This window comes from Tatumella sp. UBA2305, from assembly GCF_002345795.1.
Lineage (GTDB): Bacteria > Pseudomonadota > Gammaproteobacteria > Enterobacterales > Enterobacteriaceae > Tatumella > Tatumella morbirosei.
Map to the genome: position 1 here is coordinate 58,698 of NZ_DDVT01000026.1, position 22,278 is coordinate 80,975.

The 22,278-nt window shown below is 51.0% G+C and carries 25 protein-coding genes; 14 read left to right on the forward strand and 11 right to left on the reverse strand.

Translation table 11 applies throughout. The annotated features are described in order from the left end of the window. Nucleotides 1-77 precede the first annotated feature (77 nt). Entirely contained in the window at nucleotides 78-305 is a 228-nt protein-coding gene (locus tag B3Z23_RS18070) for a YceK/YidQ family lipoprotein (RefSeq protein ID WP_294912687.1), read from the forward strand. An 18-nt stretch (nucleotides 306-323) separates the two neighbouring features. Here B3Z23_RS18070 and B3Z23_RS18075 read toward each other — a convergent pair whose 3' ends face one another. After that, a complete protein-coding gene (locus tag B3Z23_RS18075) occupies nucleotides 324-719 on the reverse strand; it encodes a MysB family protein (RefSeq protein ID WP_294912688.1) in 396 nt (131 codons plus the stop codon). Nucleotides 720-841: 122 nt separating this feature from the next. After that, nucleotides 842-1,765 carry a Kdo(2)-lipid IV(A) acyltransferase gene (locus B3Z23_RS18080; RefSeq protein WP_294912690.1) on the reverse strand — a complete coding sequence of 308 codons (924 nt, stop codon included), beginning with the start codon at nucleotides 1,763-1,765 and terminating at the stop codon, nucleotides 842-844. 246 nt (nucleotides 1,766-2,011) lie between these two features. On the opposite strand from B3Z23_RS18080, the gene B3Z23_RS18085 reads away from it, so the two are divergent. Then, nucleotides 2,012-3,064, forward strand: a complete 1,053-nt coding sequence (locus tag B3Z23_RS18085) for a rhodanese-related sulfurtransferase (protein ID WP_294912692.1) — start codon at nucleotides 2,012-2,014, stop codon at nucleotides 3,062-3,064. Nucleotides 3,065-3,111: 47 nt separating this feature from the next. Here B3Z23_RS18085 and acpA read toward each other — a convergent pair whose 3' ends face one another. The 6 genes from acpA to B3Z23_RS18115 form a co-directional block, all read right to left on the reverse strand. Further along, entirely contained in the window at nucleotides 3,112-4,836 is a 1,725-nt protein-coding gene (acpA, locus tag B3Z23_RS18090) for an acid phosphatase (RefSeq protein ID WP_294912694.1), read from the reverse strand. 240 nt (nucleotides 4,837-5,076) lie between these two features. Beyond that, nucleotides 5,077-6,195 carry an N-methyl-L-tryptophan oxidase gene (gene solA, locus B3Z23_RS18095; protein WP_294912697.1) on the reverse strand — a complete coding sequence of 373 codons (1,119 nt, stop codon included), beginning with the start codon at nucleotides 6,193-6,195 and terminating at the stop codon, nucleotides 5,077-5,079. A 99-nt stretch (nucleotides 6,196-6,294) separates the two neighbouring features. Further along, nucleotides 6,295-6,549, reverse strand: a complete 255-nt coding sequence (gene bssS / locus B3Z23_RS18100) for a biofilm formation regulator BssS (protein ID WP_294912699.1) — start codon at nucleotides 6,547-6,549, stop codon at nucleotides 6,295-6,297. A 178-nt stretch (nucleotides 6,550-6,727) separates the two neighbouring features. Beyond that, a complete protein-coding gene (locus B3Z23_RS18105) occupies nucleotides 6,728-6,985 on the reverse strand; it encodes a hypothetical protein (protein WP_294912701.1) in 258 nt (85 codons plus the stop codon). Between the two features lie 252 nt (nucleotides 6,986-7,237). Further along, a complete protein-coding gene (gene pyrC / locus B3Z23_RS18110) occupies nucleotides 7,238-8,284 on the reverse strand; it encodes a dihydroorotase (protein ID WP_294912703.1) in 1,047 nt (348 codons plus the stop codon). 134 nt (nucleotides 8,285-8,418) lie between these two features. Next, the gene (locus B3Z23_RS18115) at nucleotides 8,419-8,982 is read right to left on the reverse strand and encodes a lipoprotein (protein WP_294912705.1); all 564 of its coding nucleotides are present in this window, start codon (nucleotides 8,980-8,982) and stop codon (nucleotides 8,419-8,421) included. A 252-nt stretch (nucleotides 8,983-9,234) separates the two neighbouring features. On the opposite strand from B3Z23_RS18115, the gene rimJ reads away from it, so the two are divergent. Together rimJ and murJ are read left to right on the forward strand one after the other, a co-directional pair. Beyond that, entirely contained in the window at nucleotides 9,235-9,825 is a 591-nt protein-coding gene (gene rimJ, locus B3Z23_RS18120) for a ribosomal protein S5-alanine N-acetyltransferase (protein WP_038020025.1), read from the forward strand. Nucleotides 9,826-9,969: 144 nt separating this feature from the next. Beyond that, on the forward strand, nucleotides 9,970-11,508 hold the full coding sequence (gene murJ / locus B3Z23_RS18125) for a murein biosynthesis integral membrane protein MurJ (protein ID WP_294912706.1): 1,539 nt from the start codon (nucleotides 9,970-9,972) through the stop codon (nucleotides 11,506-11,508). 246 nt (nucleotides 11,509-11,754) lie between these two features. Here the strand turns inward: murJ and B3Z23_RS18130 are convergent, their stop codons facing one another. From B3Z23_RS18130 to flgA, 3 genes are all read right to left on the reverse strand, one after another. After that, on the reverse strand, nucleotides 11,755-12,174 hold the full coding sequence (locus B3Z23_RS18130; RefSeq protein ID WP_294912708.1) for a flagella synthesis protein FlgN: 420 nt from the start codon (nucleotides 12,172-12,174) through the stop codon (nucleotides 11,755-11,757). After that, complete coding sequence (gene flgM, locus B3Z23_RS18135; RefSeq protein ID WP_294912710.1) at nucleotides 12,164-12,463, reverse strand: flagellar biosynthesis anti-sigma factor FlgM; 300 nt, start codon at nucleotides 12,461-12,463, stop codon at nucleotides 12,164-12,166. The genes B3Z23_RS18130 and flgM overlap by 11 nt, the downstream gene beginning before the upstream one ends. A gap of 96 nt (nucleotides 12,464-12,559) precedes the next feature. Then, entirely contained in the window at nucleotides 12,560-13,192 is a 633-nt protein-coding gene (gene flgA, locus B3Z23_RS18140; RefSeq protein WP_294912712.1) for a flagellar basal body P-ring formation chaperone FlgA, read from the reverse strand. A gap of 178 nt (nucleotides 13,193-13,370) precedes the next feature. Here flgA and flgB point away from each other — a divergent pair, with 178 nt between their 5' ends. From flgB to flgK, 10 genes are all read left to right on the forward strand, one after another. Continuing rightward, nucleotides 13,371-13,781, forward strand: coding sequence for a flagellar basal body rod protein FlgB (gene flgB, locus B3Z23_RS18145; protein ID WP_294912714.1), 411 nt, complete (start codon nucleotides 13,371-13,373; stop codon nucleotides 13,779-13,781). Nucleotides 13,782-13,789: 8 nt separating this feature from the next. Continuing rightward, nucleotides 13,790-14,194, forward strand: coding sequence for a flagellar basal body rod protein FlgC (flgC, locus tag B3Z23_RS18150; RefSeq protein ID WP_294912716.1), 405 nt, complete (start codon nucleotides 13,790-13,792; stop codon nucleotides 14,192-14,194). A 10-nt stretch (nucleotides 14,195-14,204) separates the two neighbouring features. After that, nucleotides 14,205-14,912: a flagellar hook assembly protein FlgD gene (locus B3Z23_RS18155; RefSeq protein ID WP_294912718.1), complete on the forward strand. Its 708-nt coding sequence runs from the start codon at nucleotides 14,205-14,207 to the stop codon at nucleotides 14,910-14,912. A gap of 17 nt (nucleotides 14,913-14,929) precedes the next feature. After that, the gene (flgE, locus tag B3Z23_RS18160) at nucleotides 14,930-16,132 is read left to right on the forward strand and encodes a flagellar hook protein FlgE (protein ID WP_294912719.1); all 1,203 of its coding nucleotides are present in this window, start codon (nucleotides 14,930-14,932) and stop codon (nucleotides 16,130-16,132) included. Nucleotides 16,133-16,147: 15 nt separating this feature from the next. Further along, complete coding sequence (locus B3Z23_RS18165) at nucleotides 16,148-16,906, forward strand: flagellar basal body rod protein FlgF (RefSeq protein ID WP_294912721.1); 759 nt, start codon at nucleotides 16,148-16,150, stop codon at nucleotides 16,904-16,906. Between the two features lie 15 nt (nucleotides 16,907-16,921). Next, on the forward strand, nucleotides 16,922-17,704 hold the full coding sequence (gene flgG, locus B3Z23_RS18170; protein ID WP_294912723.1) for a flagellar basal-body rod protein FlgG: 783 nt from the start codon (nucleotides 16,922-16,924) through the stop codon (nucleotides 17,702-17,704). A gap of 89 nt (nucleotides 17,705-17,793) precedes the next feature. After that, nucleotides 17,794-18,462 carry a flagellar basal body L-ring protein FlgH gene (locus B3Z23_RS18175; protein WP_294912819.1) on the forward strand — a complete coding sequence of 223 codons (669 nt, stop codon included), beginning with the start codon at nucleotides 17,794-17,796 and terminating at the stop codon, nucleotides 18,460-18,462. Nucleotides 18,463-18,474: 12 nt separating this feature from the next. Next, a complete protein-coding gene (locus tag B3Z23_RS18180; RefSeq protein WP_294912724.1) occupies nucleotides 18,475-19,584 on the forward strand; it encodes a flagellar basal body P-ring protein FlgI in 1,110 nt (369 codons plus the stop codon). After that, nucleotides 19,584-20,513, forward strand: a complete 930-nt coding sequence (gene flgJ, locus B3Z23_RS18185; protein WP_294912726.1) for a flagellar assembly peptidoglycan hydrolase FlgJ — start codon at nucleotides 19,584-19,586, stop codon at nucleotides 20,511-20,513. Before B3Z23_RS18180 ends, flgJ begins: the two co-directional genes overlap by 1 nt. Nucleotides 20,514-20,613: 100 nt before the next feature. Further along, complete coding sequence (flgK, locus tag B3Z23_RS18190; RefSeq protein WP_294912728.1) at nucleotides 20,614-22,254, forward strand: flagellar hook-associated protein FlgK; 1,641 nt, start codon at nucleotides 20,614-20,616, stop codon at nucleotides 22,252-22,254. The last annotated feature ends 24 nt before the right edge of the window (nucleotides 22,255-22,278 follow it).

A 22,278-nucleotide genomic window follows, 5' to 3' on the forward strand; every position in this document is an offset into this window, starting at 1 on the left:
CAGACGATTCCTTATCGGAAAGGTCGTTAAAACCGGGCTAGACTAACGGCCTGTCCGGAGTAAAGGGTTGTTGAATAATGAAAGTTATAATGATAGTTGCCTGCATGATGTTACTGACCGGTTGTGGCAGTATCATCAGTCGCACAATGCCGGGACAGGGGCACGGACACCAGTATTATCCTGGTGTCCAGTGGGATATGCGTGACGGCGCATGGCGTTATGTGACTTTGCTTGATCTGCCATTATCACTGATTGTAGATACCTTATTGCTGCCGGTGGACGCAAAACACGGCGCTTACGACTGACCCGTCCTATGGACATGGCTACCAGCGTTCAGATTCACTGTCATCATCACTCCATTCATCTGTCGCTGTGGCGCCTTCTTCGGTATCTGTCGGGGGAGACAGCTGAAATTCACCTTCATCCCATTCGTGCAGCGTATTCTCTTCCTGCCATTCCTGCTCCAGTTCTGTAGGCTCAAAGTCACCAGACCAGACGGCCTGTGCGGCTTCATCGTACAGAAGCGGCAGACATTCACTCTGTTCTTCATTTTCTTCACTGGAAAATTCAGCCTGCCACATGATGTCACCGTCCTGCATGACATATTTTTGCAGCGATAACTGACTAATCTCCGGATCAGAATCCTCATCAGGTGTGTTTGCCAGATAGGCTTCGCGTGCAGCTTCAATAGCTTCTGTCAGGGTTAAGTAAAGATCCATAGCAAGACCTCGGGTTGTCGGTGAGAGAAAACTAAAGCATAGATCAAAATACGCGCCGGACAACCGGCGAGGGGAGAGGAAAAATAAACGTACTCTGTTGGGTACAGAATACGTTCACAAAATCAGTAAAGTGAAGGTTCACCTTCCGGACGGGTTTTAAAACGACGGTGCAGCCACATATACTGGTCGGGTGCCATCAATATAGCCTCTTCAACAATCTGATTCATCCGCGTTGCTGTCGCCACCTCATTGGTGAGAGGAATTGAATCACTGGCATCCGGCAAGATCACCATTTCGTACCCACGGCCATTTGGTAACCGGCGCGGAACAAAAGGAATCACGGTCGGGTGGCTGGTTCGGAGCAGCATATAAGTTCCCCGGGTCGTCGCGGCCGTATTCACACCAAAGAAGGGCGCAAACACACTGGCTCGTGGGCCATAATCATGATCCGGGGCATACCAGATAATCTGGTTCGCTTTCAGTGAGCGAATCATCCCTTTAATATCTTTGCGGTCTATCATGTCTTTGTTCGACCGCATCCGTCCATAAGTTTGCAGCCAGTCCAACAGCTTATTGTCATTTGGTCGGTAAACCCCAATCCCCGGATTAAAGACGCCAAAAATACGCGCGCCCAGCTCCAGCGTCAGAAAATGCATACCAATCAGCAGGACACCCCGGCCAGAGGCTAGCGCATTATCAATATGTTCCAGTCCCGAGACCCTAAACCATTTACGGATACGCCATTCCGGCCAAAACCATGCCATGCCGGTTTCCATCAGACCCATACCTACAGATTCAAAATTATGCACCAGCAATGCTTCACGATCGGCCACCGGCATGGTTGGGAAACAGAGTTCCAGGTTACGTCTGGCCGTTTTGACCCGGCTCTTCAGAAAACGCATCGACAAACGTCCCAGATTACTGCCAATGAAATGCAGAACCGGGTAAGGCAGTAATACCAACAGGTACAACAAACCAATTCCAACCCAGGTAAACCAGTATCGTGGATGAAGCAGGCTGCGGCTAAATTGAGGTAATTGAGTCATAATCTGTATTTTTATCCATGTTTTTATCCTGGCAAGAGAATCATTTCCCCTGAATTTGTCTCTATTGTGCCATTTTTTTGACCCTCCGAAAACGGACGATCCTGAACACTGAGTCCTGGCTAAGAGTTCCGTACCCGGAATTTAGCATGAATTGTCAAAGAAAATAGAAGGAACATTTTGTGTCGATAACAATTCAGGTATTATACCGGCCCTCCGATAACAGTATAGATAACAGGAAAGAACACCATGCCAGTGTTACATAACCTTGTTTCAAATAAAGAGCTTAAAGAACGGATGTTGGCGGAAACTGAACCGCGCACTACCGTATCTTTCTACAAATATTTTCAGATTAACGATCCGCAGGCATTCCGTGACAACCTGTACAAGTTATTAACTGCCTTGCAGGTCTTTGGCCGGATTTACGTGGCACATGAAGGGATTAATGCCCAGATTAGTGTGCCGGCCAGCCGTTATGAAGCGATGAAGCAGACGCTGTATCATTTTGATCCGGCATTAAATAACCTGCGAATGAATATTGCACTGGAAGATGATGGTAAATCGTTCTGGGTACTGCGGCTCAAAGTCCGGGATAGAATTGTGGCGGACGGTATCGAGGACAGTACTTTTAACGCCGCCGATGTCGGGGATTACCTGAAGGCCGACCAGGTTAACCAGATGCTGGATGATCCCGATGCAGTGTTTGTCGATATGCGTAACCACTATGAATATGAAGTGGGCCATTTTGATAATGCCATGGAGATACCGGCCGATACCTTCCGTGACCAATTGCCTATGGCAGTCGAGATGCTGGAACAGCAGAAAGACAAGAAAATTGTCATGTACTGTACCGGTGGAATCCGTTGCGAGAAGGCCAGTGCCTGGATGCGGCACAACGGTTTTGAAAATGTGTACCATATTGAAGGCGGAATTATTGAATATGCCCGCCGGGCTCGTGAGCAAGGTTTACCGGTGCGGTTTAAAGGAAAAAACTTTGTCTTTGACGAGCGTATGGGCGAACGAATTTCTGACGACGTGCTGGCACATTGTCATCAGTGTGGTGCCCCCTGTGATACGCATGTTAACTGTCTGAATGATGGCTGCCATTTGTTGTTTATTCAGTGCGCGGAATGCGCTGAAAAATATCATGGCTGTTGTAGTCCGATGTGTATGGAAGAATCTCAGCTGTCACCTGAAGAGCAACGGTTACGTCGCGCCGGACGAGAAACGAGTAATAAGATTTTCAACAAATCCCGGGGGGTTTTGCGAATGACATTACCGCAACCGGTGAAACCAGAATAAATTTAAACGCCTGACAATGTCAGGCGTTTTTTTGGTAGTGACAAAAATCAGCCGGGGAATCGTAAAATTTCAGTTAAATCACCCATTGGTTTTGAGCCGTTTTTTGCCAGTGCTTCATCACGGGTTTTCAGACCCGGCAATTGCGGTAAATCAAAGACCCGGGTGATCAAACGCAGGATTGAACCGGTATCGTACTGCGTATGTTCCACATGCCCTTTCAGGGCATAAGGCGAAACCACCAGCGCAGGAATACGTGTACCAGGCCCCCAACGGTCCCCTTTCGGTGGTGCCACATGATCCCACCAGCCACCATTTTCATCAAAAGTAATCACCACCAGCGTATTTTCCCACTGCGGACTTTTCTGCAGGCGGTTAACGATATGTGCGATATGGCGATCGCCGGACTCAACATCGGAATAGCCGGCATGCATATTCAGGTTACCCTGAGGTTTATAGAAAGTGACCGGCGGCAGTTTACCGGCATCCACATCCGCCAGGAATTTATTGGTTTCGGCGCTGTCACCCAGTCCTCCATCGCGCAGATGTTGATTGCGTTGTTCCGGATGTTCAGGTCCTAAATCTGCAAAATAGTTGAGTGGCTGATGATGCAACTGAAAATCCGGACGAGCCGGGAAGGTAGTACTGTCTTTTTTACCTTCAACCGCAAATTGCCATCCGCCGGCATACCAGGCCCAGTCAATCCCTTTCTCTGAGAGCAGGTCACCAATATGCTGGTGGGTCTGAGGGGGCAGGGTTTTTGGAGACGTCATATCCGCCAGTGCCGGATTATTTTTGTCCCGGCTGCCTGATGGCCAGTACGGAGGCAACATAGTATTAACAGCAAAGCCATCCGGCGTGAGCTGACTGGGGCCAAATTTAGGTATCCCTTGTAAGGCACTGGCCGGAGAATCTTCTTGCGGCTTGAGGCGCGGATCGGTCGGGTCATCACTCATCAGCGTCGCGACCTGGTCTTTGGCTGGCGACTGGTGCACGTCAGGATAAAACGGAGGACGGGCACACACCAAATACTGGTGATTCAAAAACGAGCCACCAAAAGCTCCCTGGAAGAAGTTATCACACAGGGTATACTCCAGAGCCAGATTCCATAACCGCATGTTATAGGCGCTGTCACCGTAATAGCCCATGGTCAGGGCACCTGAATCGGCCCAGGCAACGAACTTGTCATTTTTCCCGCCATTGATTTGCATCTGATTCTGATAAAACACATGCCATAAATCGCGGGTAATCACACCCTGTGGCAGAGCTTCACCATCGGGTCCTTTGAGCGGAAAGGGTTCGTTGGGCAATTGCTGCATATAGGCGGCATCTTCAGTGACATGGTAAACCGTATGGTTTACGGTCTGCTCATTCGGGACCAGCCCTTTCCAGACCGGCGGGAAATGACTGAGTTCTGAGCCATCGCGGTCACGTTGCTGATAGTGCTCAGGTCGAAGTTCAGCCAGCGGCTGACTCACCCCGGGAAAATTGGCAAATAAATTATTAAAACTACGGTTCTCTGCATAAATCACCACTATATTGCGAATATGCTTTCGCAGTAACTGATCCTGTTGTTTTGCAGGGAGTTTGCTCAACGCAATTTGCTGATGAGCAGGGGCAGCTTTGGCACCTGCCAGGGGCAAAATCCCGGAGCTAAGGCCGATGACCGAAGCACCGGCAAGGAAACGGCGTCGGGCTGGATTATCCGGATTTGATGCCTGTGCTTCGGGCTGACTTCCGTTGTCTTTTGGCTGCTCATTTTCTGGTTTTTTCATTGCAGATAACCTTAATAGATTCATCAGGGTGAAAGCAGGCTGAATCCTATAAGAACCTGATTAAGGAATTATGACAGTGTGGTATAAGTCAGGCGGGAAATGACGTTATCTCCACCCTAAGGCAGTGTTCAGCTCAGGCTTCGGTCAATATGACTTTTTTGACAGCCATAATCTGATGACCGGAGGGGGAGTGGGCATATCCTGCCGCACACCTCAGAGAGTCGTGCGGCAGGATAAATATCAGCCATTGAACCGGCCGAGGGAGAAGGGGGCCAGGTTGTCCGGCAAAGGGTTACCGGCAGCAAAATGACTGGCGATTTCCCCGAACAGCGGCGCAAATTTAAATCCGTGTCCGCTGAGTCCGGTAATGACCAGGCAATCAGGATTTTCCGGCAACGTATCGATGATAAAGTCTTCATCCGGAGACATATCGTAACTGCAGGACTCACCATACAGACAACCACCGATTCCGGGCAGACACTGCCTCAGAAAGCTAAAACACTCACTGCCATCCCGGGAATCGCTGCCAAATATCGGACGAGGTTTTTCCAGTAACAATGGCTGTCCACCGTCATGGCGCCCTACCTTCAGGGCATTATCCTGCGCAGGAAAGCCGTAATACTGGCTGCCGTCATCCAATTCAATGCTGAATCCGGGGAAATGGTTATTCTCGCTGTAGCGGCCATCGGCCTGAAACCAGGCAAAAACTTTGCGTCTTGGAGACACCGGCAGGTCAGGTAATAAGGTCTGTACCCGGGTACCGCAACTTACCAGCAGTTTTTTGGCGAAGTATTCTCCGTCAGCGGTCTGAACCATTTGCAGATCATCCTGCCGGCTGACAGCACTGACCGGACAGTTAAACAGCTGAGCACCCCCCTGTTCACGTGCCAGACGCACCCAATTTTCGACCGCGGGTTCGGCGTCCAGATATCCGGCATCTTTTTCAAACACTGCCTGAAAATGTTCTGGCAGCATAATTTCCGGCCAACGCTGCCTTGTTTCAGCAGCCGTCAGGATTTCTGTATTCAGGGACCAGCGTTCAGCGCTGAGCAGAATATTATTCATAAACTGAGATCCCTGTGGGCCGGCATTCAGCACTCCACAGGGATGGAGGATTTTCGCCCCGGCGTGCTGTTCGAATTCCTGCCACAATGCCTGGCATCGCAACAGCAAAGGCAGATATTTTTCGCCTTCGCCATAGGCATAACGAATCAGCCGGTTTTTACCGTGGTGTGATCCTTCGGTATGAGGAGGGTGGTGAGCATCGATCATTAACACCTTCAGCCCAGCCCGGCTGGCGTAATAACCTGCTGCCGCACCGGCAGATCCGCTGCCGGCAACTATTAAATCGTAAATCATTACCCGTTATCCCCTGTGAAAATGCACAGAAACAGGATAACAGAGCAGGGGATGATAACAACAATAAAGGCACCCTGGTGGGTGCCTGCAGATGAGAGATTAATGTCGGGAAAGTTGTCCGGTCCGGTTTTCTGCGGATTCTATCTTGGCGATTCCGGCTTCAAGGATCGATATAAACTGTCGTGCAACGTCGGTAGTTAACCAGTATGTCGGTCCGATATCCGCTTCTTCTTCTTTCTGTTGGAGGGAAGACAGCGAATGAAGGCGAATCATCATTGCATCGTAGACGTCGACGGTACTGATATCCCAGCCGACCAGTGAATGAGTCTGAATAACATCGTTCTCTCTATCCATAAAACCCCCTGATTACTCGTTAAACGACGTGTAGATTGAGGTTTAAATCCGGCCTTATTTAAAATATTGCAAGGCAATAAAATTATAACATGTATCCCGTAAAATGGCAGATTAATGGTAAAAATTTGCGAAGCCTGTTGAGCAAAGAGAATCGTAAATGACAGGACAGCCTCAGCACTCAGAGGCTGTCTGGCAAAGTCCGGCTCTGTATATTTGATGCCAGCTCCGTATATTGTTGCCGGAGCTCAGGTGGGTTTTCCAAAGCTTCAGCCTGGTCAGTCAGATAATGAATCATCTGTTGTTGTAATGCGGGGCTGAGCAGAGTCATCAGTTGTGAGAGGCTTCCTTCCAGCACCTGCAACCGCTGCTGTTGTTGATGGATTAGGGTTAGTAATTCGCCAAACGTCATGGCCTCTTCTGGCTTACTCTGATTCATGACTTATTCTTCCCTTAAAAAATATACTGGAAAAAGAATAGGCAACATCACACCCTGCGTCCAGTAGCAGTTCGGCCAGGGGAGGGGAATAAAAAAACCGGATGGCGACACCCGGCAGGCGTATCAACGCTTAATTGTGACTTGACTGTCAGTGACAGTCTGTACATCGCCGGGCTAATCAGTCCGGCGATATGAGCTTATGCTGTATATAAATACAGTATGATACTCATCAGGTCAAGTCTGGTATCAACCTCAGGCGACCACTGACCAGTTCAGGGTTTCCCCTGCCAGGAAAGGGATCAGCACATCATCACCAGCAGTCACTGATTCAGGAACCGTCCAGGGATTACGCTGCAAAGTTACGGTATCGGTGTTAACCGGTAATCCGTAAAACTGTGGGCCATTCAGAGAACAGAAGGCTTCAAGATGCTGCAGTGCGCCCAGTTCTTCGAACACCGTGGCATAGGCTGGCAGGGCTGTTGGTGCGTTAAACACTCCCGCACAACCACAGCTGGTTTCTTTACGATGGCGTAAATGTGGCGCTGTATCGGTACCGAGGAAGAAACGAGGGTGACCACTGGCAACCACCGTACGTAATGCTTCCTGATGGATATTCCGTTTCAGGATAGGCAGGCAATACAGATGCGGGCGGATTCCGCCACTCAGCATATGATTACGGTTAAACATCAGATGCTGGGGCGTGATGGTGGCGGCCAGGTTCTGATCACCGGCAGTGACGTACTCCGCCGCATCTTTAGTGGTGATATGTTCCATCACCACCCGTAACTCAGGAAACTGGTTACGCAGGGGAATCAGTACCTGTTCGATAAATCTGGCTTCTCTGTCAAAGATATCGACATGTGAGTCCGTCACTTCTCCATGAATCAGTAATGGCATACCCAGTGACTGCATACGATCCAGCACTGCAGCGATATGCTGAATACTGGTGACACCGTGGCTGGAGTTGGTGGTGGCATGAGCCGGATACAGTTTGGCCGCTGTAAATACGTTATCGCGGAAACCCGTTTCGATTTCGTCCGGGTCGAGAGAGTCGGTCAGATAGCAGGTCATCAGTGGCTTAAAACGATGCTCTGTTGGCAATGCTGCCAGAATACGTTCGCGGTAAGCATTGGCCGCCGCCACGCTGGTCACCGGAGGGACAAGGTTAGGCATGACTATCGCCCGGCCAAATACCTCACTGGTATAGGGCAGAACGGTGTTTAGCATTTCGTCATCACGTAAATGGATATGCCAGTCATCGGGGCGGCGTAAGGTGATCTTTTCAGGATGGGCAGTCATGCATCAGGCTCCGGCGTGGAAAGTAAACGTTTGCGGGTTTTTACCGGGGACTAAGAATAAAGCCCCTGTGACAGGAATGCACTGATTATTTGTACTGATTTTATGCCACAGGGGGGTGGGGACTTTTATTCGGTTTAAGGTTTCAAAGAGATCACCAGTTCTCCGGGTCTCACTTCCAGTCCTTTCGCCAGCTTTTTCGCCAGGGCTTCGGCGGTGCTGTGATCCGCACTCAGGATGTAAGCCGGGTTCTCTTCGAAATAGCGCTTCAGTGACTGATTCAGCAACGGCGTCAGGGCGCTTACCACATCATGCAGCTTATCCGGGGTGACCTGAATATCGGTAATTTCCAGGTCCCGGAGATAAATAGCTGACTGCTGTGGGTTAAAGACTGGCTGAGCTTTCATTTTCAGGTTCACCACCGCGTGCTTATCACCAAACAGTGACTGCAAACGGATATCTGCACTACCGGACAGCATCACTTTATTCGGCTCTTCCCGTCCAATAGCTGCTTGCAGATTACTCAGGACAATATGGGCGTTTGCCAGTCCGTTAACGCCGATGTCTTTCTGATAATTATCATGTTTTTGCAGTGCTTTGTTTACCTGCTGTTCACTGATTGAATATTCTGTCAGGTGGTTACAGCCACTGAGCAGCAATACTGTAAAAAACACCGACAGACAGAAAACAAATTTACGCATTTATTCCTCAACTTACAGATAACATCCTGGCTTGTCTGATGATCATTTTGCCTGAGTTCTCCGGGGGTGTCATCCGTCAGGCCTGGCAGAGGATGTTACTGCTATTGTCAGTCGCGGGGAATGGCGGTGCAGAATAGTCGCAAAACAGTGCGTTTTTAATGGGATAAATTTACTGCTGGTATTAACATAGCCTGCCGGCCGGTCAGAAAGGACAGTGCCGCCTATTATCTGCTCATCAGTCAGGGAGTATTTATGTTTGGATATCGTACAGTATCTTCGCGGGTCAGTCTGACCACTGACCGGATGGTGGTGCGTTTGGTGAACGACCGTGATGCGTGGCGAATGGCAGATTATTATGCAGCTAACCGTGATTACCTCACGCCATGGGAGCCTATCCGCGACCAGAGCTATTTTCAGCCTTCCGGCTGGCAGCCACGGCTGTCAATTATGACTGAGCAGCAACGGCAGGGGGCGGCTTACTATTTTATTCTGCTGGACCCCACCGGTCAGGAAGTGATGGGCGTGGCGAATTTCAGTAATGTGGTGCGTGGCTGTTTCTATGCCTGTTATCTCGGCTATTCGCTGGGAGAAAAATGGCAGGGACAGGGACTGATGCAGGAAGCATTGCAGGCAGCGATTCGTTACATGCAGCGTCAGCACAAAATTCACCGCATCATGGCAAATTATATGCCACGTAATCAGCGCAGCGGTAATCTGCTGGCCAGGCTGGGATTCGAAAAAGAAGGTTATGCACGACAGTATTTGTTGATTAATGGCGTCTGGGAAGACCATGTGCTCACCGCACTGACCTGGGCGGAAGGCAGCGCAGATAAATACTGCTAACTCATGCCTTGTAACAAACATCGCTGGTGATTTTTATCAGCCTCAGTAGACTAACGCCGGCTCGCTGGATGAGCGAACCACTGAACGGGAACCTGACTACCGTTCGGGACATAAATGTCGAAATTGCAGGATGTCTGAACACTTATGAATTTGCTTAAATCACTGGCTGCGGTCAGTTCTATGACGCTGTTTTCGCGTGTGCTGGGTTTTGCGCGCGATGCGATTGTTGCCCGGGTTTTTGGGGCAGGGATGGCAACTGATGCCTTCTTTGTGGCGTTTAAATTACCCAATCTGTTGCGCCGTATCTTCGCCGAAGGGGCATTTTCTCAGGCATTCGTGCCGATTCTGGCTGAATACAAGAATAAACAGGGTGAAGAAGCGACCCGTATTTTTGTGTCTTATGTTTCCGGATTACTGACACTGGTACTGGCGGTGGTGACATTGCTGGGAATGCTGGCGGCACCCTGGGTTATCTACGTTACCGCGCCAGGTTTTGCAGATACCGCAGATAAATTTGCACTGACCACGGCACTGCTGCGGGTTACCTTTCCCTATATTCTGCTTATCTCTATAGCCTCATTAATTGGTGCTATTCTGAACACCTGGAACCGTTTCTCTGTGCCGGCTTTTGCCCCGACCTTATTGAATGTAAGTATGATTTTCTTTGCGCTGGTGGCCGCGCCCTGGTTTCATCCGCATATCATGGCTCTGGCATGGGCGGTGGTTGCCGGTGGGGTACTGCAGTTGGGCTACCAACTGCCGCATTTACGTAAGATAGGTATGCTGGTTTTACCACGAATTAATCTGCGTGATGCCGGTGTCTGGCGGGTATTACGTCAGATGGGGCCGGCTATCCTGGGGGTATCCGTCAGCCAGATTTCATTAATCATAAACACTATTTTTGCTTCATTTCTGGTCTCTGGTTCTGTTTCATGGATGTACTACGCTGACCGCCTGATGGAGTTTCCGTCGGGGGTGTTGGGTGTGGCTCTGGGTACAATACTGTTACCCTCATTGTCGCGTAGTTTTTCCAGTGGAAATTTTACTGAATATTCTCACCTGATGGACTGGGGGCTGCGGTTATGCCTGTTACTGGCGATCCCAAGTTCGGTCGCCATTGGTATTCTCGCAGGGCCGTTGACTTCAGCATTGTTCCAGTACGGTAAATTCACTGCGTTCGATGCACTGATGACCCAACGGGCGCTGGTTGCTTATGCGGTAGGGCTGGTTGGGCTGATCGTGGTGAAGGTGTTAGCGCCCGGGTTCTACTCCCGTCAGGACATTAAAACCCCGGTCAAGATTGCCATAGTGACCCTGATTTCGACACAAATTATGAACCTGGCATTTATCGGGCCACTGAAACATGCCGGATTATCCCTGTCGATTGGTCTGGCAGCCTGCCTGAACGCAGCGTTGTTATTCTGGCAGTTACGTAAGAAAAACTTTTTCCAGCCGCAGCCTGGTTGGGCTCGTTTTCTAATTCGTCTGATTATTTCAGTAGTGATTATGGCCGCCGTATTATGCGTTATCCTGCATTACATGCCGTCATGGGGCGAAGGCGAAATGGTGTGGCGTATCCTGCGGCTGGCCGGCGTTTGTGCGGTTGGCGGGGCGGTTTATTTTGGCAGTCTGGGTCTGCTGGGTTTCAGAGTGAAAGATTTTGCCCGTCGTAGCCAGACCTGATTAGGCTTGACCGGCAGTGACAGTTCTGTGGCTGCCGTTCATTTCCCTTCAGTATCCCTTCAGGGCGATATGATCTTCACTTTACGCAGGAGACCTGGCTGTGCTTCGCCCGGAGTCCCGGGGCTTATCCGGGTGCCGTTAATCACCTTGTCGGAGAATACAGTGGTCCGGAAATTCAGGCAAAAAAAGCACCGGACAGGGGGAGCGCCCCGTTCCGGGAAGGGATGACGACACTTTTTTTATCCGTTATTTCGTCTGACCATCCGGGCCGTAGAAATGCTGGTTTTTAAGTGGTGTTAATACAGCCAGTGCCTGTTGTGTCCACTGAAATTGCTGCTGTAAAAGCATACCGGTATGCTGATTGGCTTGCTGTAAAACTGACAGTTGATGACACAGGTCCAGCCACAACGAGTGCAACTCTTCGGAACGGGCAAATGGCGCAGTCAGCCCGACTGGCTGCCCGGTCTCGGTCAGACGGGTATCAAGATAACTCAGGGTATTTAATGCGGCCTGTTTATCTTCGGTCAGACTTTGTAAGCGGTAGCTGTCAGGCCGGGCACTGCTCAGTTCCTGCTGTTCTCTCTGTATCATCAGTTGAAGTGAGGAAAGGACCTGCTGCATATTCTGTATAATGATCTTCAGCTTCCCGCGGACATTAGTCGGCATCACTTTCCATCCTTATCAGGCTGCCGGCAATTCCCTGTGCAACGGCACGGCTGTTCGTCTGATAGCTACCCTCTGCCAGAGCCTTGCGTATTTCGTCCACCCGGGACTGCCTGATATCCTGGCTGCTGTCATTATGCAGCATCTGTTGTGTCTGCTGAAGGTTAATCCTTGGTGCCGGAGACCGGGTGTCAGGAGTCGGGGAGCTATTCCGGTTCAGGATAACAGGGCCCCGCGGTTTTGCTGCCGCCTTTATCACTGCGGCTGACAAGGTTTTATCAATGCTCATCATTTTCGCTCCACTACAGATGGTCCACCACCTGGATATTCAGGCGGGATACATGGGTTATCGGCAACGGAGATCAAAACATTAGGCTTAGGTTTTGCTTTACTTGATGTTTACGCTCAACTTTCCCCGGGCATCGACCACTGCGCTAACGATCCGCCCGTTTTCGGTACGAACTTTGACTTCCCCACCTGCTGCGGCATTGTTTAGTGCAGTACCCGAACTGCTCGCCCTGAATCCTTCTCCACTGAGTTCAACCTGCACGTTATCACCACTTTTCACTCGCCAGGGTTTGCGAAACAAGCTGGAAATAATCACTTTCCCGGGCGGAACAGACTGCAATGCGATAGCGGGTAGCAGTGTTTCCGGAACCAGCAAGGATCGTGCCGGCAACTTGTCCAGCCTGCCACTCTGTACTGACAACATATTCCGGCTGACCAGGCTGCCTCTGCTGATGGTTTGTGATGAAACATAATATTGACCAGTGACCTGGAGTTCTATCTGCAGAAAATTTCGTCGTTGTCCGCAACTTGCGCTGACCGTCATTCTGCCCCAACGCTGGCTGTTTCCGGGCAAGCTAAACACCGGTTGTGTGCAGTCTGGCCATTGTTTAGACGGTGTGCGAACCACTACCTGCATATGGGCTGCATAGCCTGGATCCCTGCGGGCAAAAAACACCTTTAGCTGCTGTGAAAGATCGTTGGCCTGGCCGAAAAAGGCAGGAAATAATAACAATAAACTCAGGTGATTTCTCATCAGGGTAACTCTAATTAACTGTAATTTAGGTTAATTTTAGACATTAACTGCAATTCTCAAACGTTAAACTAGCGTTGTTTTTTTTGGCTATTCTGCCGATTTCCTGATGCTCCGATCCCGTATTGTGACCAGACTTATTTGCTAACCGGAGCAACTTATGTCCGACAGACTGGATGCCAGCCTGAACTTTGCCAGTCAGGCATTAAATCTGCGTGATCAGCGCCAGAAGATACTCGCGTCTAACATTGCCAATGCAGACACTCCCGGATATCAGGCCAGGGACATTGATTTCTCTGAGCAACTGACCCGGGCCATCCGTGAGGGCCAACACCAATCCCGGGGGCTGTCACTGAGCCTGACTTCCGGGCGGCATATTGCCGCACAAAGTCAAACGTATCTCTCTCCTGATTTACTGTATCGCGTACCCGACCAGCCAGCAGCGGACGGGAATACCGTTGATATGGACAGAGAGCGGGTACAGTTTGCGGATAACAGTATGAAGTATCAGGCTGACCTGACCATTTTATCTTCACAAATCAAACAGATGATAAGCGTAATGCAAGGATAACTGATGCCATGAGCCTCTTTTCTATTTTTGATATCTCCGGGTCAGCGCTGACGGCAGAGTCACAACGACTGAATGTCAGCGCCAGTAATCTGGCCAATGCTGACAGCCGGACCGGACCGGATGGGCAGCCATACCGGGCTAAACAGGTGATTTTCCGGAGTAATGCTTCTGCCGCGAATGGTACTGGTGGGGTATATGTGGCCGGGATAGTGGATGATCCGGTCCCGTTCAAACGGGTTTTTGCCCCGGGCGACCCTCAGGCCGATGGTCAAGGGTACATACGGATGCCAAACGTGGATGTGGTCGCTGAAACTGTCAACACCATTTCAGCCTCGCGCAGTTACCAGGCCAATGTGGAAGTGATGAATACCGCCAAAAGCCTGATGATGAAAACGCTGACCCTGGGTCAGTAAAGGAGACAACATGAGTATTAGTGCGACGGTGGACAGAGCCAGCAACCAGCCGGTAATACGCGAAAACACGGCCAGCAACAGTAATGGCAACAGCGCCGCAGACCTGCAGAATCAGTTTATGACGTTGCTGGTGGCTCAGCTAAAAAATCAGGATCCCACCAATCCAATGGATAACAGTGCTCTGACCTCGCAGCTGGCACAAATCAATACGCTGAGTGGCATTGAGCAGCTTAATACCACCCTGAATTCGGTATCAGGACAAATTTCTGCGGGCCAGTCGATGGAAAATACCTTACTGATTGGCCATGGGGTGATGGTGCCGGGCAACACACTGCTGTCAGGCAAAGACAGCTCTTCGGATGACGGCGCAATGACCACAACCCCGTTTGGTGTCGAGACTCCGGTCAGCATCAGTAGTGCGGTAGCCACCATTACCGACAGCGACGGCAATGTTGTCGCGAAACTGGATCTCGGCAATATGGATGCCGGGGTACATACCTTCCAGTGGGATGGGACCGGTGAGGACGGTAGCCCGGCTCCGGAAGGGAAATACACGGTAACTATCAGTGCCAGTGCCGATGATACCCCGGTGGATGTGACCAGCCTGAGCTATGCCCAGGTCTATGGTGTGACTCCGGGAGTGAACGGTAATCCCGGTGTGCTAAATCTCGGGGCTTTTGGCAACGCGACTCTCGATCAGATACGTCAAATTCTTTAACGAACTCAGGAGCTATTATGTCTTTTTCACAGGCTGTCAGTGGCCTTAATGCCGCTTCAGCGAACCTGGATATCATTGGTAACAATATTGCTAACTCAGCAACGTCTGGTTTTAAAGCCAGTACCGCAGCCTTTGCCGATATGTTTGCCGCCTCGCAGATAGGGCTGGGGACCAAAGTGTCGAAAGTGATTCAGGACTTCGGAGACGGGGCGACAACCTCGACGGGACGAGCCCTTGATGTGGCACTCAGTGGTAACGGCTTTTTCCGCCTGACCGATACCAGCGGTAATGTTTACTATTCACGAAATGGTCAGTTTTCGCTGGATGCTAACCGTAATCTGGTGAATACCGGAGGACTGAATGTGACCGGTTATCCGGCCAGTGGGATTCCGGCGGTGATTCAGACCGGGGCTAATCCGGGACCGTTGAACATTCCGGATACCCAGATGCAGGCCAATGCAACCACCAAAGCCTCGTTGGTGGCAAAGCTGAATTCGACCGATTCGGTTCCCGATGTGACACCTTTTGATCCTACCAATGTGGATAGCTTCAATGCGAAAAGTACCGTCACAGTATTTGACTCACTGGGTAATCAGCATCAGCTTGACCTCTATTTTGTGAAGATTGCTGATAATCAGTGGACCTGCAACCCGATAGATTCAACCACCGGTCAGGCCAGTGCCTCTTTCGGGATGACTTTTGACGAAAATGGGGTACTGACCAGCGCGCCGCAACAAACGCTGGTGATTCAGGGCAGTAATGGCGCCGCCGCTAATCAGTCTATTACCCTGAGCCTGTTGAACAGTATGCAGCAGAACACCGGGACGAGTACTTTTGGCAGTCCTGAACAGGATGGATTTGCACCAGGCGATCTGACGGGTTATCGCATCAATGATGACGGTACCATTACAGGCACATACTCCAACCAGAAAACTCAGTTACTGGGGCAGATTGTATTGTCATCTTTTGCCAACCCGGAAGGGCTTCAGTCACAGGGGGATAATGTCTGGGCAGAAACCAGTGCCTCGGGTCAGCCGGCGCTTGGTGTTGCCGATACCGGCAACTTTGGTTCACTGACCGCCGGAGCCCTTGAAGCTTCAAATGTGGATATGAGTAAAGAGCTGGTAAATATGATTGTCGCACAACGTAATTATCAGTCGAATGCGCAGACAATCAAAACTCAGGATCAGATCCTTAACACGCTGGTTAACCTGCGTTAAGCGAAGGGCTTTGCAATGGATCATGCAATTTATACCGCAATGGGCGGGGCCAGCCAGACTCTGGAAATGCAGGCCATTACCACCGCGAACCTGGCAAATATTTCGACACCCGGCTTCAGAGCTCAGCTCAGCGCGATGCGGGCTGTTCCCGTCAACGGGCCAACACTACCTACACGGACCTTAGTTGCAGCATCCACGCCCGGTGCCGATATGTCGGCGGGTAAACTGGATTACACCGAACGTCCGTTGGATGTCGCGGCCGAACCTGAGAGTTGGCTGGCTATCCGGATGGCTGATGGCAGTGAAGCCTACACCCGTAACGGTAATATGCAACTGGATTCGCAGGGAATGCTGACCATTGCCGGCCATCCGGTGGTCGGCGAGGACGGACCAATTGCGCTACCTCAGAATGCACAACTGACCATCGCTGCTGACGGTTCAATTACCGCCCTGAACCCGGGAGATCAGCCTAATGCCACCGTACAGGTGGCAAGGCTGAAATTGGTTCATGCCGGCCCCACCACTTTGCAACGCTCTGACGATGGTTTTTTTCGGCCAACGCCTCAGGTGATTCGGCAGTCTGGCGCCGTATTACCGGCAGATTTGAATTTGCGGGTGATGCCCGGCGTGCTGGAGGGCAGTAATGTTAATCCGGCCGAAACCATGGTGGCAATGATCAATCAGGCCCGGCGCTTTGAAATGCAGATGAAAGTGATAGGCAGTGTTGACCAGAACGAGCAGAAGGCCAACCAGTTATTGTCATTAAACAGCTAAGGGAACCGACTGACAATGATACGTTCTTTATGGATAGCAAAAACCGGTCTGGATGCACAACAGACCAATATGGATGTCATTTCCAACAACCTGGCTAACGTCAGTACTAATGGCTTTAAGCGTTCACGGGCGGTATTTGAAGATCTGATCTACCAGACTCTGCGCCAGCCAGGAACGCAGTCTTCGGAACAGGATACGTTGCCCTCGGGGTTACAGATTGGTACGGGGGTACGTCCGGTGACTACCGAACGGCTGCATTCGCAGGGCAACCTGTCTAAAACGGATAATGCCAAGGATATTGCCATCAATGGGCAGGGATACTTTCAGGTGCTGTTGCCGGATGGCAGTTCGGCTTACACCCGTGATGGTTCATTCCAGGTGGACCAGAATGGACAATTGGTAAATAACGCAGGGTTTCAGGTACAGCCCGGGATTACTATTCCTGCCAATGCGTTGAGTATTACCATTTCCCGTGACGGTGTTGTGAGTGTCACGCAGCCCGGACAAACCCGTGCCGCCCAGGTAGGTCAGCTCACTCTGAATACTTTTGTGAATGATGCCGGTCTGGACAGCAAAGGGGAGAACCTCTATCAGGAAACTCAGGCATCAGGCGCTCCGACAGAAAGCACCCCCGGGCAGAACGGTGCCGGGTTGTTATATCAGGGCTATGTTGAAACCTCGAACGTAAATGTTGCCGAAGAGCTGGTATCGATGATTCAGACCCAGCGGGCCTATGAAATTAACAGCAAAGCAATCAGTACCTCAGATCAGATGCTACAGCGTCTGACACAACTCTGATTACACTGACGACCGGCAGCCGCAGGCGGCCGGTGTATTATCTCTGAAGAGCGAGTGCTACTGTGGCGAAGTTGGCTTTATATAAAGGAATGGTCACGTCCCTGTTACTGATGACGGGCGGATGCTCCCTGATCCCTCCGACCCCGCTGGTCAAAGGTTCCACTACTGCAGTGCCGCCACCGCCAGGTAACCCGGTGGTGGACGGTTCAATTTTTCAGGGGGTTGCCCCTGTCAGCTACGGCTATCAGCCGTTATTTGAAGACCGCCGACCACGAAATATTGGCGATACTCTGACTATTGTATTGCAGGAAAATGTCAGCGCCAGCAAAAGTTCTTCCAGTAATGCCAGTCGTAAAGGCAGCAGCAGTTTCGGACTCACTGCGACTCCCCGCTTCCTGAACGGACTGCTGGGGGGGGATAAAACCAGTTTTGATGGCAGTGGGGGGCACGATTTTGACGGCAAAGGAGGCGCCACTGCCAATAATACCTTTACCGGCACCATTACCGTCACCGTGGATAAAGTCCTGACTAACGGCAATCTCAATGTCGTGGGTGAGAAACAGATTGCGATTAATCAGGGTGCCGAATTTATCCGATTCTCCGGGGTAGTCAATCCGCGCACCATCAATGCCAGTAATTCGGTGGTATCTACCTCCGTCGCTGATGCCCGCATTGAATATGTCGGTAACGGTTATATCAATGAAGCGCAACAGATGGGCTGGCTGCAACGCTTTTTCCTGAATGTTTCCCCTATGTAGGAGGCCAGACTGATGACGGCTTTATTCCGATGGACCACCGGGCTGCTTGTCTGCAGCGTGCTCTGTTTATCTGCACGGGCGGAACGTATCCGTGATTTAACCACCGTGCAGGGTGTCCGCGAAAACCAGCTGATTGGTTACGGGCTGGTGGTAGGGCTGGACGGTACCGGGGACCAGACGACCCAAACCCCGTTTACCACACAGACCATGACTAATATGTTGTCACAGCTGGGGATTACTGTGCCGGGAGGTACCAATATACAGCTTAAAAATGTGGCTGCCGTGATGGTCACTGCCAGTTTTCCGGCGTTTGCGCATCAGGGACAAAAGATTGATGTCGTTGTCTCGTCAATGGGTAATTCAAAAAGTCTGCGGGGCGGCACATTACTTCTGACCCCGATGAAAGGGGTAGATAATCAGGTTTATGCGCTGGCTCAGGGGAATATTCTGGTGGGCGGTGCCGGTGCTCAGTCCGGTGGCAGCAGTGTCCGGGTGAATCAGTTAAACGGTGGACGGATCACTGGCGGTGCTATCGTTGAACGGGAACTGCCCAGTGATTTTGGGACCCGTAATGAACTGATACTGCAACTGAATCAGCAGGATTTCACGACCGCACAGCGGATTGCGGATGTCATTAATCGTTATACCGGTTACCCCGCCGCCGCACCACTGGATGGAAGTACGATTCAGGTGAAAGCATCGCCTTCTCAAACTCAGCAGGTAGAGTTGCTGGCAGGCATTCAGAATCTGGATGTCACCGTGCCGGTGGAAGATGCCCGGGTGATTATCAACTCACGAACCGGGGCGGTGGTCATGAACCGGGAGGTTCAGCTCGGCACTTGTGCAGTGGCTCAGGGAAGTCTGTCGGTCACGATAGACAGGCAGCAGCAGGTCAGTCAGCCCGATACCCCGCTTGCCGGAGGTCAGACAGTCACTACACCGCGCACATCGATAGATATGCGGCAACAGGGCGGGGCATTACAGCATGTACAGGCCAGCGCCAGTCTGAACAGTGTTATCCGTGCGCTTAATACCCTGGGAGCTACCCCGAATGACCTGATGTCTATTCTGCAGGCGATGCAGTCGGCCGGATGTCTGCGGGCCAGGCTGGAGATCATTTAATGAAAATCAGTGACACGGTGAGCAACCTGGCCTATGACAGTAATGCGCTGGATAAACTCAGGCGGGAGGCAAGAGCACATCCCCGGGCTCAGGCGATGGCGGTGGCTCGTCAGGTGGAAAGCCTGTTTATGCAGATGATGCTGAAAAGTATGCGTCAGGCCCTGCCTGAGGATCCGTTGTTTGGTAGCCAACAGAGTAAGTTGTTTACTTCGCTGTACGACCAGCAAATCTCTCAGATGGCTGGCAACCGGGGGCTGGGAATGGCACAGATAATAGCCCGACAGATGATGCCTGCCGAAAAACCCGACGAACGGGCGGGTACTGTACCTATGCCACTGGGCGCGGAGCGGCGAGTCGTGGTATTACAGGCCTCCGCGATACAGCAACAAATCCGTGCGGCAGTGCCTGATTTTTCAACCGCGTCTGGCGGACCAGAGGAATTTCTGAAACGGCTGTTGCAGCCAGCGCGTCAGGTGAGTGCTATCAGTGGCATCCCCCACCATTTGATCCTCGCTCAGGCGGCACTGGAGACAGGATGGGGTCGACGACAAATACTGCGTAATAACGGTCTGCCCAGTTTTAATCTGTTCGGTATTAAAGCAGGTAATGACTGGCAGGGAGAAACCACCCGGGTGGTGACCACAGAGTATCAGCAAGGGCAGGCGGTGAAACAACTGGCCAGTTTCCGTGTTTATCACTCATACCGCGAGGCTCTGGAAGATTATGCGCGGCTACTGACCAGTAATCCCCGGTATCACCAGGTGACGACCGCAGATTCGGCAGAATCGGGGGCACGTGCGCTGCAGGATGCGGGATACGCGACCGACCCGCGCTATGCAGGTAAACTGATCTCACTGATCCGCCAGCTTAAGCAAAGCAGCCAACAGGCGCTGCAGAACGTCCCTCAGGATCTGCGCGATTTATTCTGATTTTCATTCAGGTTCACTAAAAATTAACCGATAACTGTGAAAGATAACCAGGTTTCAGGCCGGTGACGGCTTGTCGAAAAATCAATTTCCGGAGACAACCATGTCAGCTCTGATTAATTCAGCAATGAGCGGGCTGAGTGCCGCTCAGTCAGCACTCAATATCACCAGTACCAACATTAGTAATTATACCGTTGCCGGCTACAACCGACAGCTGGTACTACTGGCACAGGCGAACAGTACATTCAATGGTAATGCCTGGTATGGCAATGGAGTAAAAGTGGATGGTGTGCAGAGACAATATGATGAACTGATTAACCGTCAGTTGCGGGCTGCCAGCGCGCTGAACAGTGCTGTCGGTAGCCAGTATACCCAATTGTCGGGTGTCGATAATCTGATGACCATGAACGGCAATGATCTGTCTAATGCTTTTCAGTCATTTTTTAAAAATATCCAGAACGTCATTAATAATGCAGAAGACCCGTCGTCACGCCAGGCGATGTTCAGTGATGCTCAGTCACTGGCCGGGCAGCTGCGTACCATGCAGCAATACCTGGATAATCTGCAAACCAATACCAATGATCAAATCAGCGATACGATTAGCGCGGTAAATAATTATACCCGGCAAATTGCTTCACTCAATAAACAGATAGCCAGGCTGTCCGGTCATGGTGAAGCCCCGAATAATTTGCTGGACCAGCGGGATCAACTGGTGAGTGAACTTAACAGCCTGACTGCAGTGAATGTTTCCATGCAGGACGGCAATATGGTGGTGTCGTTGCCAAACGGCCTGACGCTGGTCAATGGTGACCAGACCACGCAGATGAAAGCCATGCCGTCGGCGGCAGACCCCACCCGACTGGTGCCTGGCTATACCGATAAAACGGCGGGGGATACTGAACTTCCGGATAAATTATTTAGCGGGGGTTCTCTGAGCGGGTTGCTAAAATTCCGCAGCGAAGATCTGGATAAGGTACAGAGTCAGTTGGGACAAATGGCGGTGACCTTTGCCACCCGGATGAATCAGATCCAGCACCAGGGTTATGACAGTGAGGGTAATGAGGGGAGTGATTTCTTTACCGTTGGCTCACCGGTGATTTTCGGTAACAGTAAAAACAGTTCTGATACCTCTGTCAGCGCTGTGTATTCAGATACCAGCGCCCTGCAGGCTTCTGATTACCGTGTCACTTATCAGGGCGGCGAGTGGATGGTAACCCGGCTCTCCGATAATCAAACGCTCACCCCAAAGATAAGCAATGAGCAGGGGCAAACCCATTTGTCATTTGACGGACTGGATTTGACCGTTAAGGGTTCTCCGGCCGAAAAAGACAGCTTTCTGGTGAAACCCCTCAGTGAGGCTGGCCGTGATTTTACCGTGGCACTGACCAGTGGTTCTCAGATTGCTGCGGCCGGGGAAACAGGAGCGGCCAGTGATAACAATAATGTGAAAAAAATGCTGGAGTTGCAGGATGAAAAAATGGTGGGTGGCAAGGCCACGCTGACCCAGGCCTACGGCTCAATGGTCAGCTATGTCGGGAATAAGACCAGCAGTTTGCAAAGCAGTTGTAATACACAGCAAATGGTGGTTGATCAACTGACTCAGCGTCAGCAGTCGGTTTCCGGCGTCAATCTGGATGAAGAGTACTCCATGCTGATGCAATACCAGCAATATTACATCGCCAATACCAAAGTCCTGCAAACCGCAGATACATTATTCAATTCATTGATCAGCATAACCGGCTGATGCAGCGCTAACTTAAGGGAGGCA

Bases quoted from the DNA above. Each gene is read 5' to 3' on its own strand.
- flgB (WP_294912714.1), top strand. From the start codon at position 13,371: ATGTCCGACAGACTGGATGCCAGCCTGAACTTTGCCAGTCAGGCATTA.
- B3Z23_RS18165 (WP_294912721.1), top strand. From the start codon at position 16,148: ATGGATCATGCAATTTATACCGCAATGGGCGGGGCCAGCCAGACTCTG.
- B3Z23_RS18105 (WP_294912701.1), bottom strand. From the start codon at position 6,985: ATGAATCAGAGTAAGCCAGAAGAGGCCATGACGTTTGGCGAATTACTA.
- acpA (WP_294912694.1), bottom strand. From the start codon at position 4,836: ATGAAAAAACCAGAAAATGAGCAGCCAAAAGACAACGGAAGTCAGCCC.
- pyrC (WP_294912703.1), bottom strand. From the start codon at position 8,284: ATGACTGCCCATCCTGAAAAGATCACCTTACGCCGCCCCGATGACTGG.
- B3Z23_RS18075 (WP_294912688.1), bottom strand. From the start codon at position 719: ATGGATCTTTACTTAACCCTGACAGAAGCTATTGAAGCTGCACGCGAA.
- flgC (WP_294912716.1), top strand. From the start codon at position 13,790: ATGAGCCTCTTTTCTATTTTTGATATCTCCGGGTCAGCGCTGACGGCA.
- B3Z23_RS18180 (WP_294912724.1), top strand. From the start codon at position 18,475: ATGACGGCTTTATTCCGATGGACCACCGGGCTGCTTGTCTGCAGCGTG.
- B3Z23_RS18130 (WP_294912708.1), bottom strand. From the start codon at position 12,174: ATGCCGACTAATGTCCGCGGGAAGCTGAAGATCATTATACAGAATATG.
- B3Z23_RS18115 (WP_294912705.1), bottom strand. From the start codon at position 8,982: ATGCGTAAATTTGTTTTCTGTCTGTCGGTGTTTTTTACAGTATTGCTG.
- flgM (WP_294912710.1), bottom strand. From the start codon at position 12,463: ATGATGAGCATTGATAAAACCTTGTCAGCCGCAGTGATAAAGGCGGCA.
- flgJ (WP_294912726.1), top strand. From the start codon at position 19,584: ATGAAAATCAGTGACACGGTGAGCAACCTGGCCTATGACAGTAATGCG.
- B3Z23_RS18155 (WP_294912718.1), top strand. From the start codon at position 14,205: ATGAGTATTAGTGCGACGGTGGACAGAGCCAGCAACCAGCCGGTAATA.
- flgK (WP_294912728.1), top strand. From the start codon at position 20,614: ATGTCAGCTCTGATTAATTCAGCAATGAGCGGGCTGAGTGCCGCTCAG.
- rimJ (WP_038020025.1), top strand. From the start codon at position 9,235: ATGTTTGGATATCGTACAGTATCTTCGCGGGTCAGTCTGACCACTGAC.
- flgE (WP_294912719.1), top strand. From the start codon at position 14,930: ATGTCTTTTTCACAGGCTGTCAGTGGCCTTAATGCCGCTTCAGCGAAC.
- flgG (WP_294912723.1), top strand. From the start codon at position 16,922: ATGATACGTTCTTTATGGATAGCAAAAACCGGTCTGGATGCACAACAG.
- B3Z23_RS18080 (WP_294912690.1), bottom strand. From the start codon at position 1,765: ATGACTCAATTACCTCAATTTAGCCGCAGCCTGCTTCATCCACGATAC.
- B3Z23_RS18085 (WP_294912692.1), top strand. From the start codon at position 2,012: ATGCCAGTGTTACATAACCTTGTTTCAAATAAAGAGCTTAAAGAACGG.
- solA (WP_294912697.1), bottom strand. From the start codon at position 6,195: ATGATTTACGATTTAATAGTTGCCGGCAGCGGATCTGCCGGTGCGGCA.
- bssS (WP_294912699.1), bottom strand. From the start codon at position 6,549: ATGGATAGAGAGAACGATGTTATTCAGACTCATTCACTGGTCGGCTGG.
- B3Z23_RS18175 (WP_294912819.1), top strand. From the start codon at position 17,794: ATGGTCACGTCCCTGTTACTGATGACGGGCGGATGCTCCCTGATCCCT.
- B3Z23_RS18070 (WP_294912687.1), top strand. From the start codon at position 78: ATGAAAGTTATAATGATAGTTGCCTGCATGATGTTACTGACCGGTTGT.
- murJ (WP_294912706.1), top strand. From the start codon at position 9,970: ATGAATTTGCTTAAATCACTGGCTGCGGTCAGTTCTATGACGCTGTTT.